Here is a 14,119-nt window from a genome sequence, read left to right on the forward strand (position 1 = left end):
ACATGGCGAAGCAACTGCCAGATATCGGCGATTACAAATATGGTTTCAAGGATAAAGACGTTTCGATTTTCCGTGCTGGACGCGGTTTAACAAAAGAAATCGTTGAAGAGATTTCACGTATGAAAGAAGAACCACAGTGGATGTTAGACTTCCGTTTAAAATCACTGGATAAGTTCTATGAAATGCCAATGCCACAATGGGGCGGCGACTTAAACGACTTAGATTTCGATGAAATTACGTACTATGTAAAACCATCTGAGAAATCTGAGAAGTCTTGGGACGAAGTACCTGATGAAATTAAAGCGACATTTGATAAATTAGGTATTCCAGAAGCTGAGCAAAAATATTTAGCAGGTGTATCAGCGCAGTACGAATCTGAAGTTGTATACCACAACATGAAAGAAGATCTAGAAGCTCTAGGAATCGTATTCAAAGATACAGATAGCGCATTAAAAGAGAACGAAGATATTTTCCGTGAGCATTTCGGAAAAGTAATCCCACCAACTGACAACAAATTCGCAGCATTAAACTCTGCAGTTTGGTCTGGTGGATCATTCATCTACGTTCCAAAAGGTATTAAAGTTGAAACACCACTTCAAGCGTATTTCCGTATTAACTCTGAAAATATGGGACAATTCGAACGTACGCTTATCATCGTAGATGAAGGCGCACATGTACATTATGTAGAAGGTTGTACAGCTCCTGTTTACACAACAAACTCACTGCACAGTGCGGTAGTAGAAATCATCATTAAGAAAGATGCATATTGCCGTTACACTACAATCCAAAACTGGGCGAACAACGTATATAACCTAGTTACAAAACGTGCGGTTTGTGAAGAAAACGCAACGATGGAATGGATTGACGGTAACATCGGATCTAAATTAACGATGAAATACCCAGCAGTTATCTTAAAAGGCGAAGGCGCTCGTGGTTTAACATTATCTATCGCGATTGCTGGTAAAGGCCAACATCAAGATGCTGGTGCGAAAATGATTCATTTAGCACCAAATACATCTTCAACAATCGTTTCTAAATCGATTGCAAAACATGGTGGTAAAGTAACGTACCGTGGTATCGTACACTTCGGACCAAAAGCGAAAAACTCTCGCTCTAACATCGAGTGTGACACGTTAATCATGGATAACCAATCTACATCTGATACAATTCCTTACAACGAAATCAAAAATGATTACGTTTCACTTGAGCATGAAGCGAAAGTATCAAAAGTATCAGAAGAACAATTATTCTATCTAATGAGCCGCGGTATTTCTGAGCAAGAAGCTACAGAAATGATCGTAATGGGCTTCATCGAGCCATTCACTCGCGAACTTCCAATGGAATACGCAGTTGAAATGAACCGCCTAATCAAGTTTGAGATGGAAGGTTCTATCGGTTAATTTAAAAGTAGAAGTGCCCTGTTTACAGGGCGCTTTTTTATTGGAGCAAATATATCGGCGCTTTGACATGATATAAAGTGAAACTTCCCTCAGTGATGTTTTTCTTACTGAGGGTTAGTTGAACCGATCGGGCTTTTACGGGCAGTTTTCTTCCCCGCTCTTCTTCAGCCTTTACTGCTTGTTAATGCGGGATAAAGACTTTGCGATGATGTTCGACATGTGAAAAGCGGCTGAAAAACTGTCTACTTTGAGTGAATAAAAAATTTTTATCAATATAAAAATATCGAAATTGTATGATAAAGGTTTTGCTTTATAGGCTTATGTTAAGAAGTAAAAAGGATCGGGTGCATGGAAGACACTGAAAAACTATCCGTTTTGAGTGAATAATAAAAAATTTATCAATATACAAATATTAAAATTGCGTGATATAATTTTCATAATAAAAAGGAGGGATTATTGTGAAAATTCCAAGTAATTCTAAAGGAACAAAATTACTAGCAAGTTTATTAATCGGCTTTTGCACTATTAATTATTCGTTTATTTCCTTCGCTGAAACACCTAAAAGTAACTCAGCTAATACATCAAAACAAGCTAGTGACATTGATACTGGCATAGCAAATCTAAAGTATAATAATCAAGAGGTTTTAGCAGTAAATGGTGATAAAGTAGAGAGTTTTGTTCCGAAGGAAAGTATAAATTCAAATGGTAAATTTGTAGTAGTTGAACGTGAGAAAAAATCACTTACAACTTCACCAGTAGATATTTCGATTATTGATTCTGTGGCTAATCGTACTTATCCAGGAGCAGTACAACTTGCAAATAAAGCTTTTGCAGATAATCAACCTAGTTTATTAGTGGCTAAGAGAAAACCTTTGAATATTAGTATAGACTTACCTGGTATGAGAAAAGAAAATACAATAACTGTCCAAAATCCAACATATAGTAATGTGTCTGGAGCAGTAGATGATTTAGTATCTACTTGGAATGAAAAGTATTCAACAACACATACGTTACCTGCAAGAATGCAGTATACAGAATCTATGGTTTATAGTAAATCTCAAATAGCAAGTGCTCTTAATGTTAACGCTAAATATCTTGATAATGGGCTGAACATTGACTTTAATGCGATTGCAAATGGAGAGAAAAAAGTGATGGTTGCGGCATATAAGCAAATATTCTATACCGTAAGTGCAGAACTACCTAACAATCCATCCGACCTTTTTGATAATAGCGTTACTTTTCCAGAGTTAACTCGTAAAGGGGTAAGTAATACGGCTCCGCCTGTTATGGTGTCAAATGTAGCTTATGGCAGAACAGTTTATGTGAAATTAGAAACAACTTCTAAGAGCAAAGATGTACAAGCTGCTTTTAAAGCCTTACTTAAGGATAACAGTGTTGAAACGAGTGGACAGTACAAAGATATTTTTGAAGACAGTACCTTTACCGCTGTAGTATTAGGCGGAGATGCAAAAGAGCATAACAAAGTTGTTACAAAAGATTTTAATGAAATACGAAATATCATTAAAGATAATGCAGAATTAAGCCCTAAAAACCCAGCATACCCAATTTCATATACAAGCACTTTCTTAAAAGATAACGCAACTGCTGCTGTTCATAACAATACAGATTATATTGAGACTACAACTACAGAATATTCCAGTGCTAAAATGACGCTTGATCATTATGGGGCATATGTTGCTCAATTTGACGTATCTTGGGATGAATTCTCATATGATCAAAATGGAAAAGAAGTACTAATACATAAGACTTGGGAAGGAAACGGCAGAGACAAAACGGCTCATTACTCTACAGTCATACCACTTCCGCCGAATTCAAAAAATGTAAAAGTCGTAGCGAGAGAATGTACAGGTCTTGCATGGGAATGGTGGAGAACAATTATTAATGAACAAAATGTTCCATTAACAAATGAAATAAAAGTTTCAATTGGAGGAACGACATTATACCCAACCGCTAATATTAGTCATAATTAAAGATAACATATACGTCCGAAGCGTCCTGTTTACAGGGCGCTTTTTACTTGATTGCAAATATATCGATCGATTGACGATAAACAACAATTAGTAGCGTTAAATCAATATGGATAGTTATTATCCTTTTATGATAATTATGTTGTATATGAGACCGAGGAGAATCTTTTGCTTTTTCCTTTAATGAGAGTACAATGTAAAATAGCAAGAAAAGGCGAAAAGTATTTACAGGATTATCGCAAGCGCATAGCGTAAAAGGCAGTAAGGAACTGAGAGGAGGTTTTTTCTCTGGATATCAATAAAGAAACAATCATTCACCTTTATCATACAAATGATATACATAGTCATTTTGAAAACTGGCCGCGGATTTCTCGGTTTGTACAAGAAGAGAAAAAGCGTAGACAGAAAGCAGGAGAGTCTGTTTTTACATTAGATATTGGCGATCATGTGGATCGTTTTCATCGCATAACGGAAGCAACGAATGGACAAGGCAATACGAAATTGTTAAACGAGGCGTTATATGATTATGTAACGATAGGAAATAATGAAGGAATTACATTAGCGAAAGACCATCTTGAACATTTATATGGTGAAGCGAATTTTGAGGTGCTTGTAGCTAATTTATTTGAAAGAGATGGAACGCGTCCTGATTGGGCGAAACCGTATACTCTCCATACAACTACAGAAGGAATTATGGTAGCTTTTATCGGTTTAACGGTAGCTTATCCTGATTTTTATGAAATGCTAGGTTGGCATATTGAAGATCCGATGATACATTTAGAATCCATTTTGGCAGAAGTAAAAGATAAAGCGCATATTACAGTTGTACTTTCGCATCTTGGGAAAAGTGCCGATGAGTATATGGCGAAGAATTATGATATCGATGTAATTTTAGGAGCGCATACACATCACCTATTTGAGCGTAGTGTTCTCGTGAATGGAACTTTGCTTTGTTGTTGTGAAAAGTGGGGACGTTACGTCGGCCATGTGCAGCTTACTGTGGATAAGGAAACCGGGCAGGTGTTGAAAAAGGATGGTAGAGCGATTAAAACAGAGCGTTTAAGTGCTTATAGCAAACCGTTATCCACAATTGAGATGTTACAAGAAGAAAGTAAAAGCATAATGGCAGAGCCTGTAATTGAATTGAAGGAGCCATTACCAATTGATTGGTTTAAGGAAACACCATTTGCTAGTATGCTGGCAAGCGCATTAAAAGAGTGGTGTAATGCTGAAGTTGGTATGGTGAATGCGGGTGTATTATTAGAAGGGTTAAAAGAAGGGATTGTAACGCGAGGGGATATCCACCGCATTTGTCCACATCCTATTAATCCATGTGCATTGCAAGTGTCTGGTAAAGTATTAAGAGAAGTTATTTTAAAAGCACGTCGTCCAAATATGGAACAGCTTGAAGTGAAAGGTCTGGGCTTTCGCGGAAAAGTGATGGGAAAAATGATTTATGATGGCCTCGAAGTTATCCCAGATAAAATTCCTGGAAATAAAATTTTACTCGAAGATGTATTAATCAATGGAGAATCTTTAGAGCTAGAGCGTATATACACTGTCGGAACGATTGACATGTTTACATTTGGGTACTTATACCCAGAACTATCCACACTTTCTGAAAAGCAATATTATATGCCAGAGTTATTAAGAGATGTGTTAATGGAGATGTTGATAACTCATAATTCTTCAATTAAATTATAGGCTAGTTAATTTGTAACACCCATTTTTCTCTTTTCATAAAGATAAGAAAGAGGGGAGTGTGTGAACTATGGTGAATGTTGAACCAATTATCATTGATAACTATACGTTTATAGCCGTTAGTGTAAAGCTTCCGAAAACAAATTTGCTGGCTGTTATGAGCGATAAAGGATATATTATGTGTGGTGCTTTAGATGTTGGTCTACTAAACGAGAAGTTAGGAGACCGAGGAATTATTGCTGGCCGCGCAGTTGGGGTGAGAACGATTGAACAGCTTCTTGAAGCGCCGCTTGAATCGGTAACGACCGGAGCTGAAGCTTTAGGCATTCCAGCAGGAACAATTGGAAAAGATGCGTTATTAAAAATGATATAAGCATATATCGTCCCTCTTTCTTGCATAGAAATGATATAAGAAGGAGGGTTTTGTTATGCGTACATTTCGTCCAAAAGCTTCGCGGTTTCGAAAAGGACCGCTTCCTTTTCGGCATGTACTACTCATTTCGTTTATCCTTTTTTTATTGTTAACTTTACAAGGGTTCTGGATTGTGAATAAAAGTATTCAACCTACATTGATTAAGTATGGGGAAATGCAGACACATAAAATGGCAACGGTTGTGATGACAAAAGCGGTAAAGGATCGAATTAATGAAGGATTTGATGTCGATTCATTAATGAAAGTACAAAATGATAAGAATGGAAAAGTATCTACAATCGATTTAAATACAAAACAAGTAAATGAGATTTTGACATCGACTACTGCATACATAGAAAAATATTTGCATCAAGTAGAGAAGGGGGATATGAAGGCGCTCGGTCTGCCGGAAGAGAGCGGCGTGTCGATGTCTGTTCCTCTTGGACGCATAACGGATAATGCACTTCTTGGTAATTTAGGGCCAGATATTCCAATTGATTTTACAACAATTGGTCATGTAAGTACGGATATTAAGCAAAATGTAAAACCACATGGAATTAACAATACGGCGATTGAAGTTGTTATGGAAGTGAATGTTACGCTACAGGTAATTATCCCATTTCGTACAAAAGAAATTACAGTGAAACAAAATATTCCAATTGCGACGCGGATCGTACAAGGTGAGGTACCATCTTATTATGGAAGCGGCGGAGTTTTTGTGCCAGATAGTAAAGGGAAGAAAGCGGATGAATAAGTTTGAAAAGATATCGTGGATTTATAAGGAAACAACCGTAGCGATTAGCTACGGTTGTTTTTTAAATTCGCACGTTCTTTTCGCTCCCACAAACTTAAATGCATATATGGATCAAAAGCCCACTCTGTATATCCGTTGTCCTTATATAATCCAAAATGTAAGTGTGGAGGGAACTTCCCAGCTGTGCCAGGGGGACCGTAACCTGTGCTACCGACAAAGCCAATGACTTTTCCTGGTTCGACAATTTGTCCAAGTTGTATTTCTTTTGAAAACCCGCCTAAATGTGCGTAATAATGATAATTGTTATATAAATCGCGAATGCCGATGCGCCAGCCGCCAAGGCGGTTCCAACCCTTTGTTTCAATAATGCCGTAGCAAGTAGATCTTACTGGTACGCCATAGCCTGCAAAAATATCGGTGCCTTCATGAATACGTCTTCCGCCAAAACTACGCCCAGCGCCAAATGTGCTACGGTAACTATTATCGCTATTGACAGGAAGAGGGAAAGCATTTCCTTCTAAGTTAATACGGCCATAGTGCTTATAAATACGAGCATACTTGGTAATTAATTCAACCGTTTTTGCACGTCTATAATATTCCCATAGCATAATTTTCATACGATCTTCTGATGTACCTTGTTTTTTAATAATAGTTGCCATTGTGTGTAAAAGATCTCGGTCGTTATTTGCATCTGCTAGTCCATCTTTATCTCCATCTAAACCAATACCGCCAAATAGAGAAATTGTATGGGGGAGAGTATCATTAGTTGAACTATTGGCAGGGCCAGCCCACACTTCTGGTTTGAAGTAAATCGAAATGATCGCATCAGGCTTTTTCGGAATATCTTTCCTTACGCTTCGAATATTGCGTTCATATTGATCAATTGCAGCTACATAATACCATGGAATATTGGTATCTTTTTCAGTTTCTTTATACAGTGTCATGCGTTTTTCGTATATTTGTTTTTGATCCACTTCACCATAGGCAATACCTTGTCCAAGAAAAAAGTAAATAGAAAGAAATAGGGCAATCTTTCGAAGCATGAAAATAAACTCCTTTCACAACATCACTCTCTTTAGTGTGGGATATACGAGATATTTCATTATAGTAAATCATTGGTAAAAATTCTTGGAATCTTCATTTGAGCAAATCGCTTTCATACGTTAGAATAGATATGTTACATTGAAAGAAGCGAACACGGTAAACTATTTCATATTGTGCGGAGTTGATAACATGACAAAACAAACAGAATATAAGCGCAAGCCCGAATGGTTGAAAATTAAGTTAAATACAAATGAAAACTATACAGGCTTAAAGAAAATGATGCGTTCTAAGCAGCTTCATACCGTTTGTGAAGAGGCGAAATGTCCAAATATTCACGAATGTTGGGCTGTAAGAAAAACAGCAACATTTATGATTTTAGGTGCGGTTTGTACACGTGCTTGTCGTTTTTGTGCGGTTAAAACAGGCTTACCAACAGAGCTTGATTTACAAGAGCCAGAACGCGTAGCAGATTCTGTTGTACAAATGGGTTTAAAACACGTTGTTATAACAGCGGTTGCACGTGACGATTTAAAGGATGGCGGAGCAGCTGTTTTTGCTGAAACAGTACGCGCTGTTCGTCGTAATAATCCATTCACGTCTATTGAAGTGTTACCATCTGATATGGGCGGGGTAGAAGAAAACTTAAAAATGTTAATGGATGCAAAACCAGATATTTTGAACCATAACATTGAAACAGTACGTCGATTATCTGACCGAGTTCGCGCAAGAGCAAAATATGATCGTTCATTAGAGTTTTTACGTCGTGCAAAAGAAATGCAACCTGATATTCCAACTAAATCTAGTATTATGGTGGGGCTAGGTGAAACAAGAGAAGATTTAATTGAAGCAATGGACGACTTACGTGCGAACAATGTGAATATTTTAACGCTTGGACAATACTTACAACCATCTAAAAAGCATTTACCAGTTATTAAATATTACACACCAGCAGAATTTGCAGAGCTAAAAGAAATTGCGCTTAGCAAAGGATTTAGCCACTGTGAAGCTGGCCCGCTTGTTCGTTCTTCTTACCATGCAGATGAGCAAGTACGTTCTGCGAAGGAAAATACTGCAGAAGCAAAATAATGAGAAAGAATCCTTCTTAGTGAGATTGCTAAGAGGGATCTTTTTTTAGGGGGAAAATAGTATGAAGGCTTTTCTATTTTTAGCAATTGCGATTGTAAGTGAAGTATTTGGGACAACGATGCTAAAGGTATCCAATGGTTTTACAAAAGTGTTGCCAAGCATAGGAGTAGTGTTAGGGTTTGCTTCAGCATTTTTCTTCCTGTCTAAAGCATTGCAGCATATACAACTTAGTACGGCGTATGCGATTTGGTCAGGGGTAGGAACAGCTTTAACAGCACTCATTGGTGTACTTGTATGGAAAGATGTCTTTACGTGGCAAACGGCAGTGGGATTAGTGCTTATTATAGGCGGAGTAGCTGTGCTAAATATGTCTGGATCTAGTGCTCACTAAGAAAGAGAGCTGAAATCAGCTCTCTTTCTTATATTCTAAAACAGTATTTTGACATGTGGATAAAATCTTTTTCAATTCTTCTGTGGATAATTCAATTGTAAATTCTGGGACACCCGGTGTAATTAGAATTTTATCGTAGGCATAGACGGAATGATCCACAATAATCGTTACATCCTGTGAATAGCCGAAAGGAGCGACGCATCCGGGAATACAACCCGTTTGTTCTCTTAGTTCATCAGGTGAACAAATTGATAAGCGCTCTCCTGTGATTTCCTTCATTTCGTTTCTCTCGAGACGAGTTCCTTCTAATGTGAAGAACACATAATAGGATCCAGATTTTGATTTTAAAAATAAACTTTTACTAGGAGTTCCTTGTAAGCCAAGCCGTTCACGAATGACACGATCTGTTTCGTAATCGAGAACTGGTTCGTGTTCAAATTTTTCGTAGGAAGCATTTGTTTTATGTAATAAAGAGATTACTTCTTCGTACATATTTTGTTAATACCCCTTTCTAGATTTGCTCTATGTTCATCATCAACTTTTCAAATTTTTTCGCACTTAAAATTTCGTGTGTTAAAAATTTTCCGTTATAAAAAGCTCCGTATGTTGTAAAGGCACAAGGAGCATGCTGCGCATCTTCTCGCGATGTCAACTGAATGCATTCAAAAGGGATGTGATATTGTTGCGTTATATTGGTTAATTCTTGATGAATGTAATAATCAGTATAAGGACACTGATTTGTATAATAGACGACTAAGCCGTTTTGATTTGGAATCTTCATATCTTTGGCGCTTGCTGTAAAATGGGGTGAAGGAGCACTTGGATCAAATTTGTATACAAGTAATTCAAAATAAGGCGGTGCTGTATCACATAATTGAAACCCTTTTTTCTTTAAATAGCTACCGTCTGATAAATAGGGTTTATTTTTCTTACTAGAAATAACAACGATTCCATGCTTTCCTTGCGCTTTAGCATCCTGGATACATTCTTCTAAGAGCTGTGCGCCGTATCCTTGCCCTTTGAAACGCCCTGAGACCCAAAAGCAATTGATACATGTGTATTTTGGTGCAGAGATAGGCACCCATGCATACTCAGCTGGAATGTATTCAATGAACACTTTTCCTTTCACATCTAGTTTTTTGAACACAAGTCCTTCTTCAAATCGATTTTTTAGCCATGCTTTTTTGAGCTCGACACCACGTTTTACTTTTTTGTCTGACATGGCACAGCAAATATGTTCCTGTTCAATGTTATCATGTGTAACGATTTTCAACGGTCTTCCCCCACAATCTGTGAATTGTTGTTTGTTCAGAGATTGTAATTTCGTAAACGTCAGGATTGCTTAAGTTTTTCCACTCATTAAAACCAAAACGTTCATCAAAGTGTTTTAAAATAAGCGTTAACAAGTTTCCGTGTGTAACAAGCAGCGTTACATAATGTTCTTGTTTTAAAATATCGTTAATAAGCGATATGGCACGTTCCATCGCTTGTTTTGTTGACTCTCCGCCTGAAAAGGCAATATCTATATTTGTAAAGGTATATTCTAGTTTGTGTATCCAATCTTTCATTGGAGCACTGCTCAGTATACGCTCTGTTAATCGTTCATCTTCTTTGATTGGTAAATTGTTCTGTGATGCGAATGGCGTAATGGATTGAATGGCGCGAGTGAAAGGGCTTGAAACAATGGACTCTATTTGCAGGTTATTTTGTATGAGGAAATCAGCAAGGAAGTGTGCTTGTTTTTTTCCTGCAATTGTTAATTCAGCCTCTTGTTCTTGTCCAGTTGCTGAGCAGTGACGCACTACGATAAGTTTTTTCAAAATCTATCCCTCATTTTTTCAAGTTGACCATACATACTTCGACAAATAGGAAAAAAAGTCCTCTATACAAAAAAGCTAAGCCGCATGGACTTAGCTTTTTTTCGGTTCAATTGTTAATTTGTCCTTCATTTTACGAATCAGAATGAAAGCGCAAATTGTAAAAATAAAGATGATACCTTCTGTAACAAATACGTTGATTATTTGTCTTTGATAAAGAGCTGCAAAGAAGTCTACGAAGGCATGGAATAGCACAGCATATACGAGGAAAATATATTTTTTCTGTTTTACTGCGTATATGACAAGCATCGTGAAGGCGATTTGCAGGACAAGTGCCATAATTCTTTCTAAGCTGCCGAGTAAATACAAGTAAGCAGGTGCTTGTATTAAAGCATCTTGTACACGACTTAGCTCAGGTAATTTTTCAACCATTTGAGCGAAGCTTCCGTTGTTAATGGATGTTGCAAAGGTAAGAGTTTGGAGTCCAGCGAAACCACCAATTAAGATGGATTCCATTCCGCCGTGTCCAATTCCGTACGCAAGACCATCTTTATATTCTTGGGATTTTTTTAATAGGAAGAAGAAGGCGACAAAACGTCCTAATTCTTCAAAAATACCAGCGGTAAGTCCGCCGTAAATCGCAAAGATAAATGGGTTTTCTAAAATCTTAGCTGTTGCTGGATTTCCGCGCATGAATAGGTGGAATGGCGTTTCTAGGATTTGGGTAAATCCAATAAAAATAAGAATACCAACTCCAACTACTTTCCAGTTTATATGATATTTTTTTCGAAAATAAATCAGTACAATAATTGGAACGAGAACCGATATTGCTAGTTGAAGAATCATACTACCAATTACAGCATTTGAAATCATATTTTTCACCACTTTCTCATGTATGTACTCTTCTATTATACAGCGAATCAAAGAAATCGTTTATTTTTATCAAAAAAGAGTTTTTCTATTGACTCTCACGTTGCGTAATACTTTATTGTATGTACTGAGGGGGGGCGAAACAATGAAAATGCGGGTAAAAGAAGTAGCCGATTTAGTTGGTATTAGTGTGCGCACACTGCATCATTATGATGAAATTGGGCTTCTAACCCCAGACGAGACGACAGAGTCGGGATATCGTCTGTACTCCAATGAAAATCTAGAGAGATTGCAGCAAATTTTATTTTTTAAAGAACTTGGCTTCCCTTTAAAGAAAATTAAAGAAATTATCAGTAGTCCTTCATTTGACAGGGAAGAGGCGCTTCAGATGCATCGGAAAATGTTGCTTGAGAAGCGTGCTAGGCTGGATAAGGTGATTGCGACAATTGATAAGACAATTAAGCATACAAAAGGAGAGATTGAAATGACGAATAAAGAAAAATTTGAAGGCTTCGATTTTAGTCATAATCCATATGAAGAGGAAGCTCGCGCACGATGGGGAGACAAGGCTATAGATAAAGCAAATAAGACAGCTGCTGGTATGACTAAGGAAAAGCAAGAAGACTTTAATAACATTTATAGAAAGCTAGCGGAGCTTCGGAATGGTGCGCCTGATTCTAAAGAAGCACAAGAAGCAATTCATGTATGGTATGAGTACTTGCAAGACTTTGGTCAATATTCATTAGAGGCGTTCAAAGGATTAGGACAAATGTATGTGGATGATGAACGTTTTACAAAAAATATTGATAAGTTTGGAGAAGGATTGGCACAGTTTATGTGTGATGCTATGGCGGTATATGCAGATAATCGTAAGAAATAAAAAAGATGGGGCTGTCTCAAGTAGGCAGCCGCCATCTTTTTTATTTCTTAATCATGTCATTTAGCGTGGGATTTTGAGTGTTATTTATATGCGGATTTTTACTCATTTCACGCTTTAACATATCAAGACTTTGTTCATATTCCTTATCATTTAACGTACCAGACTGAAGTCCTTGAATTTGCGAAATCAACTTTTGGTCTGTTGATACATATCCTTTATAATAGCGAGGAACGATGGACAAAGCGGTTTTATACACTTGATCTGTTACAAGTGCGGGATTACTTGTATTGGCACGATATACAACAAATACTTCATCATCAGTGACAAGTGTAGCAGCATTTGTTACGTCAGGCAGATTTACAGTCATATTTGTAATCATTTCTGCTACTTTCTCACGGTTAATCGCCCCTACTTGTTTGTTAGATACTTCATCCTTTTGCTTAGAAGAGTATCCGACTCTTGTAAGCCTCGTATTTGTATTTTCTGTATGATACATGTCATCTTTATTGGAAACAAGAACACGGCTGCCTTCCTCACGTTCCATTTCAGCTTTATTTGCTGTTTGGCAGCCTGCAAATAAGGAAAGAGTGAGAAGGGAGAGTACAATTTGTTTTTTCACGAGATATCACCTCCTTCTCCATAGCATTTACTACTTTTCAATTTTTTGTATTTGAAATTGTTGGTTGCTATGCTTTGTGATACGATAAAAAGAAGAATGCTTAGAAAGGAAGTTTATGATGGAGCAAAAGCAGGAGAGTTATGCTACGATGAACATAAATAATGTTCAGTACGAAGTAATTACAGACTATCGTAACGGTTTTCGTGAAGAAGCATTTAAAGAGCGCTATGCAGAAATTTTAAATAAATATGATTATATCGTTGGTGACTGGGGTTACGATCAACTCAGATTGCGCGGATTTTTTGATGATAGTAACCAACGTGCGACATATGATACGAAAATTAGTACATTATCGGAGTACTTATACGAATACTGTAATTTTGGTTGTGCATACTTTGTGTTACGAAAAGTGAAGAAGTAAAAAGAATTCCTCTTACGGTAGGCGTAAGAGGAATTCTTTTTTACAAGCAAATTGAAATGAGGTCACCTTCAGAAAGTGTTGTATTTGATTTCATCTTCTGACCATTCAACTGGATGTATCCATTTTTGATTTTGTCTACAATTGCCGTACGGCTCAAATCTGAAATGTATGCAGCTAGTGCTTTATCAATACGATGGGAGCCCACGACTGTTTCTAATACAATGGCTATTTCTGTCGTGCCATTTTCTTTATATTGCATAATCGAGATGGTAGTCGTTGTTTCAGCTTGTTTCTGTTGAAACACATCGATTGTTTCGACATGTTCAGAAAACGACTTATAAATGTGGAGTTTCTTATTCCACGTATGCCCTTTTTGGCATTTATAAATCGCAAAGCGGTAAATGTTCTTTCCGTTTGCGTTATGTCTACGAATGTTCGTATCAGTAAAAAGGGTGGTATGCCCGCAATTTTTACAATGCTTTTCGACTGTCGTTTCAAATTCATTCTCATATAAATTCCAAGAAAGTTGTACTTTCTGCATTTTCCTTCACCTCGTATATATTGGGTAAAGGAACGTAATACAGCTATTTGGATGTCTTGCAGTATGAATAAAGAAGAAATAGACAAAAATAAAAGGAGGTTCCCCTTATAGGAACCTCCGTAAAACATCATACTACAGATGCGTTACGTTCCTTTGCAATGGGAAATGAACAGACTACTCCCTTGAAAAAGCATG

16 protein-coding genes are annotated in these 14,119 nt (G+C 37.2%); 9 read left to right on the plus strand and 7 right to left on the minus strand.

Annotated elements, in window-relative coordinates:
* Positions 1-2 precede the first annotated feature (2 nt).
* The 5 genes from sufB to yunB all read left to right on the plus strand — a co-directional run bounded on the left by sufB (position 3) and on the right by yunB (position 6,255).
* Positions 3-1,400: a Fe-S cluster assembly protein SufB gene (gene sufB, locus CN288_RS06995; protein ID WP_026594178.1), complete on the plus strand. Its 1,398-nt coding sequence runs from the start codon at positions 3-5 to the stop codon at positions 1,398-1,400.
* Positions 1,401-1,858: 458 nt separating this feature from the next.
* The gene (locus CN288_RS07000) at positions 1,859-3,391 is read left to right on the plus strand and encodes a thiol-activated cytolysin family protein (protein ID WP_026594179.1); all 1,533 of its coding nucleotides are present in this window, start codon (positions 1,859-1,861) and stop codon (positions 3,389-3,391) included.
* A gap of 306 nt (positions 3,392-3,697) precedes the next feature.
* Positions 3,698-5,092 carry a bifunctional metallophosphatase/5'-nucleotidase gene (locus tag CN288_RS07005; RefSeq protein WP_441296550.1) on the plus strand — a complete coding sequence of 465 codons (1,395 nt, stop codon included), beginning with the start codon at positions 3,698-3,700 and terminating at the stop codon, positions 5,090-5,092.
* 67 nt (positions 5,093-5,159) lie between these two features.
* A complete protein-coding gene (locus tag CN288_RS07010) occupies positions 5,160-5,462 on the plus strand; it encodes a YunC family protein (protein WP_026594181.1) in 303 nt (100 codons plus the stop codon).
* Between the two features lie 55 nt (positions 5,463-5,517).
* Positions 5,518-6,255: a sporulation protein YunB gene (gene yunB, locus CN288_RS07015; protein WP_090693994.1), complete on the plus strand. Its 738-nt coding sequence runs from the start codon at positions 5,518-5,520 to the stop codon at positions 6,253-6,255.
* 44 nt (positions 6,256-6,299) lie between these two features.
* Here yunB and CN288_RS07020 read toward each other — a convergent pair whose 3' ends face one another.
* Positions 6,300-7,298, minus strand: coding sequence for a M23 family metallopeptidase (locus tag CN288_RS07020; RefSeq protein WP_026594183.1), 999 nt, complete (start codon positions 7,296-7,298; stop codon positions 6,300-6,302).
* Between the two features lie 190 nt (positions 7,299-7,488).
* Between CN288_RS07020 and lipA the strand changes: the two genes are divergently transcribed.
* Together lipA and CN288_RS07030 are read left to right on the plus strand one after the other, a co-directional pair.
* Entirely contained in the window at positions 7,489-8,385 is an 897-nt protein-coding gene (lipA, locus tag CN288_RS07025) for a lipoyl synthase (RefSeq protein WP_026594184.1), read from the plus strand.
* 61 nt (positions 8,386-8,446) lie between these two features.
* Positions 8,447-8,776 (plus strand): DMT family transporter, encoded by a 330-nt coding sequence (locus tag CN288_RS07030; RefSeq protein WP_026594185.1) that lies wholly within the window; start codon positions 8,447-8,449, stop codon positions 8,774-8,776.
* Between the two features lie 15 nt (positions 8,777-8,791).
* On the opposite strand, the gene CN288_RS07035 is transcribed toward CN288_RS07030, so the two are convergent.
* The 4 genes from CN288_RS07035 to CN288_RS07050 all read right to left on the minus strand — a co-directional run bounded on the left by CN288_RS07035 (position 8,792) and on the right by CN288_RS07050 (position 11,466).
* Positions 8,792-9,268 carry a YbaK/EbsC family protein gene (locus CN288_RS07035; RefSeq protein WP_026594186.1) on the minus strand — a complete coding sequence of 159 codons (477 nt, stop codon included), beginning with the start codon at positions 9,266-9,268 and terminating at the stop codon, positions 8,792-8,794.
* A gap of 19 nt (positions 9,269-9,287) precedes the next feature.
* Positions 9,288-9,998: a GNAT family N-acetyltransferase gene (locus CN288_RS07040; RefSeq protein ID WP_098302050.1), complete on the minus strand. Its 711-nt coding sequence runs from the start codon at positions 9,996-9,998 to the stop codon at positions 9,288-9,290.
* A gap of 31 nt (positions 9,999-10,029) precedes the next feature.
* Positions 10,030-10,596, minus strand: coding sequence for a histidine phosphatase family protein (locus CN288_RS07045; protein WP_098302020.1), 567 nt, complete (start codon positions 10,594-10,596; stop codon positions 10,030-10,032).
* A gap of 90 nt (positions 10,597-10,686) precedes the next feature.
* Positions 10,687-11,466 (minus strand): YhfC family intramembrane metalloprotease, encoded by a 780-nt coding sequence (locus CN288_RS07050; protein WP_026594189.1) that lies wholly within the window; start codon positions 11,464-11,466, stop codon positions 10,687-10,689.
* Between the two features lie 142 nt (positions 11,467-11,608).
* On the opposite strand from CN288_RS07050, the gene CN288_RS07055 reads away from it, so the two are divergent.
* The gene (locus CN288_RS07055) at positions 11,609-12,343 is read left to right on the plus strand and encodes a MerR family transcriptional regulator (protein ID WP_026594190.1); all 735 of its coding nucleotides are present in this window, start codon (positions 11,609-11,611) and stop codon (positions 12,341-12,343) included.
* Positions 12,344-12,383: 40 nt separating this feature from the next.
* On the opposite strand, the gene CN288_RS07060 is transcribed toward CN288_RS07055, so the two are convergent.
* Positions 12,384-12,962: a YhcN/YlaJ family sporulation lipoprotein gene (locus CN288_RS07060; protein ID WP_026594191.1), complete on the minus strand. Its 579-nt coding sequence runs from the start codon at positions 12,960-12,962 to the stop codon at positions 12,384-12,386.
* 148 nt (positions 12,963-13,110) lie between these two features.
* Between CN288_RS07060 and CN288_RS07065 the strand changes: the two genes are divergently transcribed.
* Entirely contained in the window at positions 13,111-13,383 is a 273-nt protein-coding gene (locus CN288_RS07065) for a YutD family protein (protein ID WP_372440470.1), read from the plus strand.
* Between the two features lie 40 nt (positions 13,384-13,423).
* Here the strand turns inward: CN288_RS07065 and CN288_RS07070 are convergent, their stop codons facing one another.
* Positions 13,424-13,924 carry a hypothetical protein gene (locus CN288_RS07070; protein WP_026594193.1) on the minus strand — a complete coding sequence of 167 codons (501 nt, stop codon included), beginning with the start codon at positions 13,922-13,924 and terminating at the stop codon, positions 13,424-13,426.
* Between the last annotated feature and the right edge of the window lie 195 nt (positions 13,925-14,119).

This window comes from Bacillus sp. AFS023182 (assembly GCF_002560575.1).
GTDB lineage: Bacteria > Bacillota > Bacilli > Bacillales > Bacillaceae_G > Bacillus_A > Bacillus_A arachidis.

Excerpts from the sequence above, each read along its gene's own strand:
- CN288_RS07065 (WP_372440470.1), top strand. The coding sequence starts at position 13,111 with ATGAACATAAATAATGTTCAGTACGAAGTAATTACAGACTATCGTAAC.
- sufB (WP_026594178.1), top strand. The coding sequence starts at position 3 with ATGGCGAAGCAACTGCCAGATATCGGCGATTACAAATATGGTTTCAAG.
- CN288_RS07070 (WP_026594193.1), bottom strand. The coding sequence starts at position 13,924 with ATGCAGAAAGTACAACTTTCTTGGAATTTATATGAGAATGAATTTGAA.
- CN288_RS07040 (WP_098302050.1), bottom strand. The coding sequence starts at position 9,998 with ATGTCAGACAAAAAAGTAAAACGTGGTGTCGAGCTCAAAAAAGCATGG.
- CN288_RS07050 (WP_026594189.1), bottom strand. The coding sequence starts at position 11,466 with ATGATTTCAAATGCTGTAATTGGTAGTATGATTCTTCAACTAGCAATA.
- CN288_RS07010 (WP_026594181.1), top strand. The coding sequence starts at position 5,160 with ATGGTGAATGTTGAACCAATTATCATTGATAACTATACGTTTATAGCC.
- lipA (WP_026594184.1), top strand. The coding sequence starts at position 7,489 with ATGACAAAACAAACAGAATATAAGCGCAAGCCCGAATGGTTGAAAATT.
- CN288_RS07035 (WP_026594186.1), bottom strand. The coding sequence starts at position 9,268 with ATGTACGAAGAAGTAATCTCTTTATTACATAAAACAAATGCTTCCTAC.
- CN288_RS07020 (WP_026594183.1), bottom strand. The coding sequence starts at position 7,298 with ATGCTTCGAAAGATTGCCCTATTTCTTTCTATTTACTTTTTTCTTGGA.
- CN288_RS07055 (WP_026594190.1), top strand. The coding sequence starts at position 11,609 with ATGAAAATGCGGGTAAAAGAAGTAGCCGATTTAGTTGGTATTAGTGTG.
- CN288_RS07030 (WP_026594185.1), top strand. The coding sequence starts at position 8,447 with ATGAAGGCTTTTCTATTTTTAGCAATTGCGATTGTAAGTGAAGTATTT.
- yunB (WP_090693994.1), top strand. The coding sequence starts at position 5,518 with ATGCGTACATTTCGTCCAAAAGCTTCGCGGTTTCGAAAAGGACCGCTT.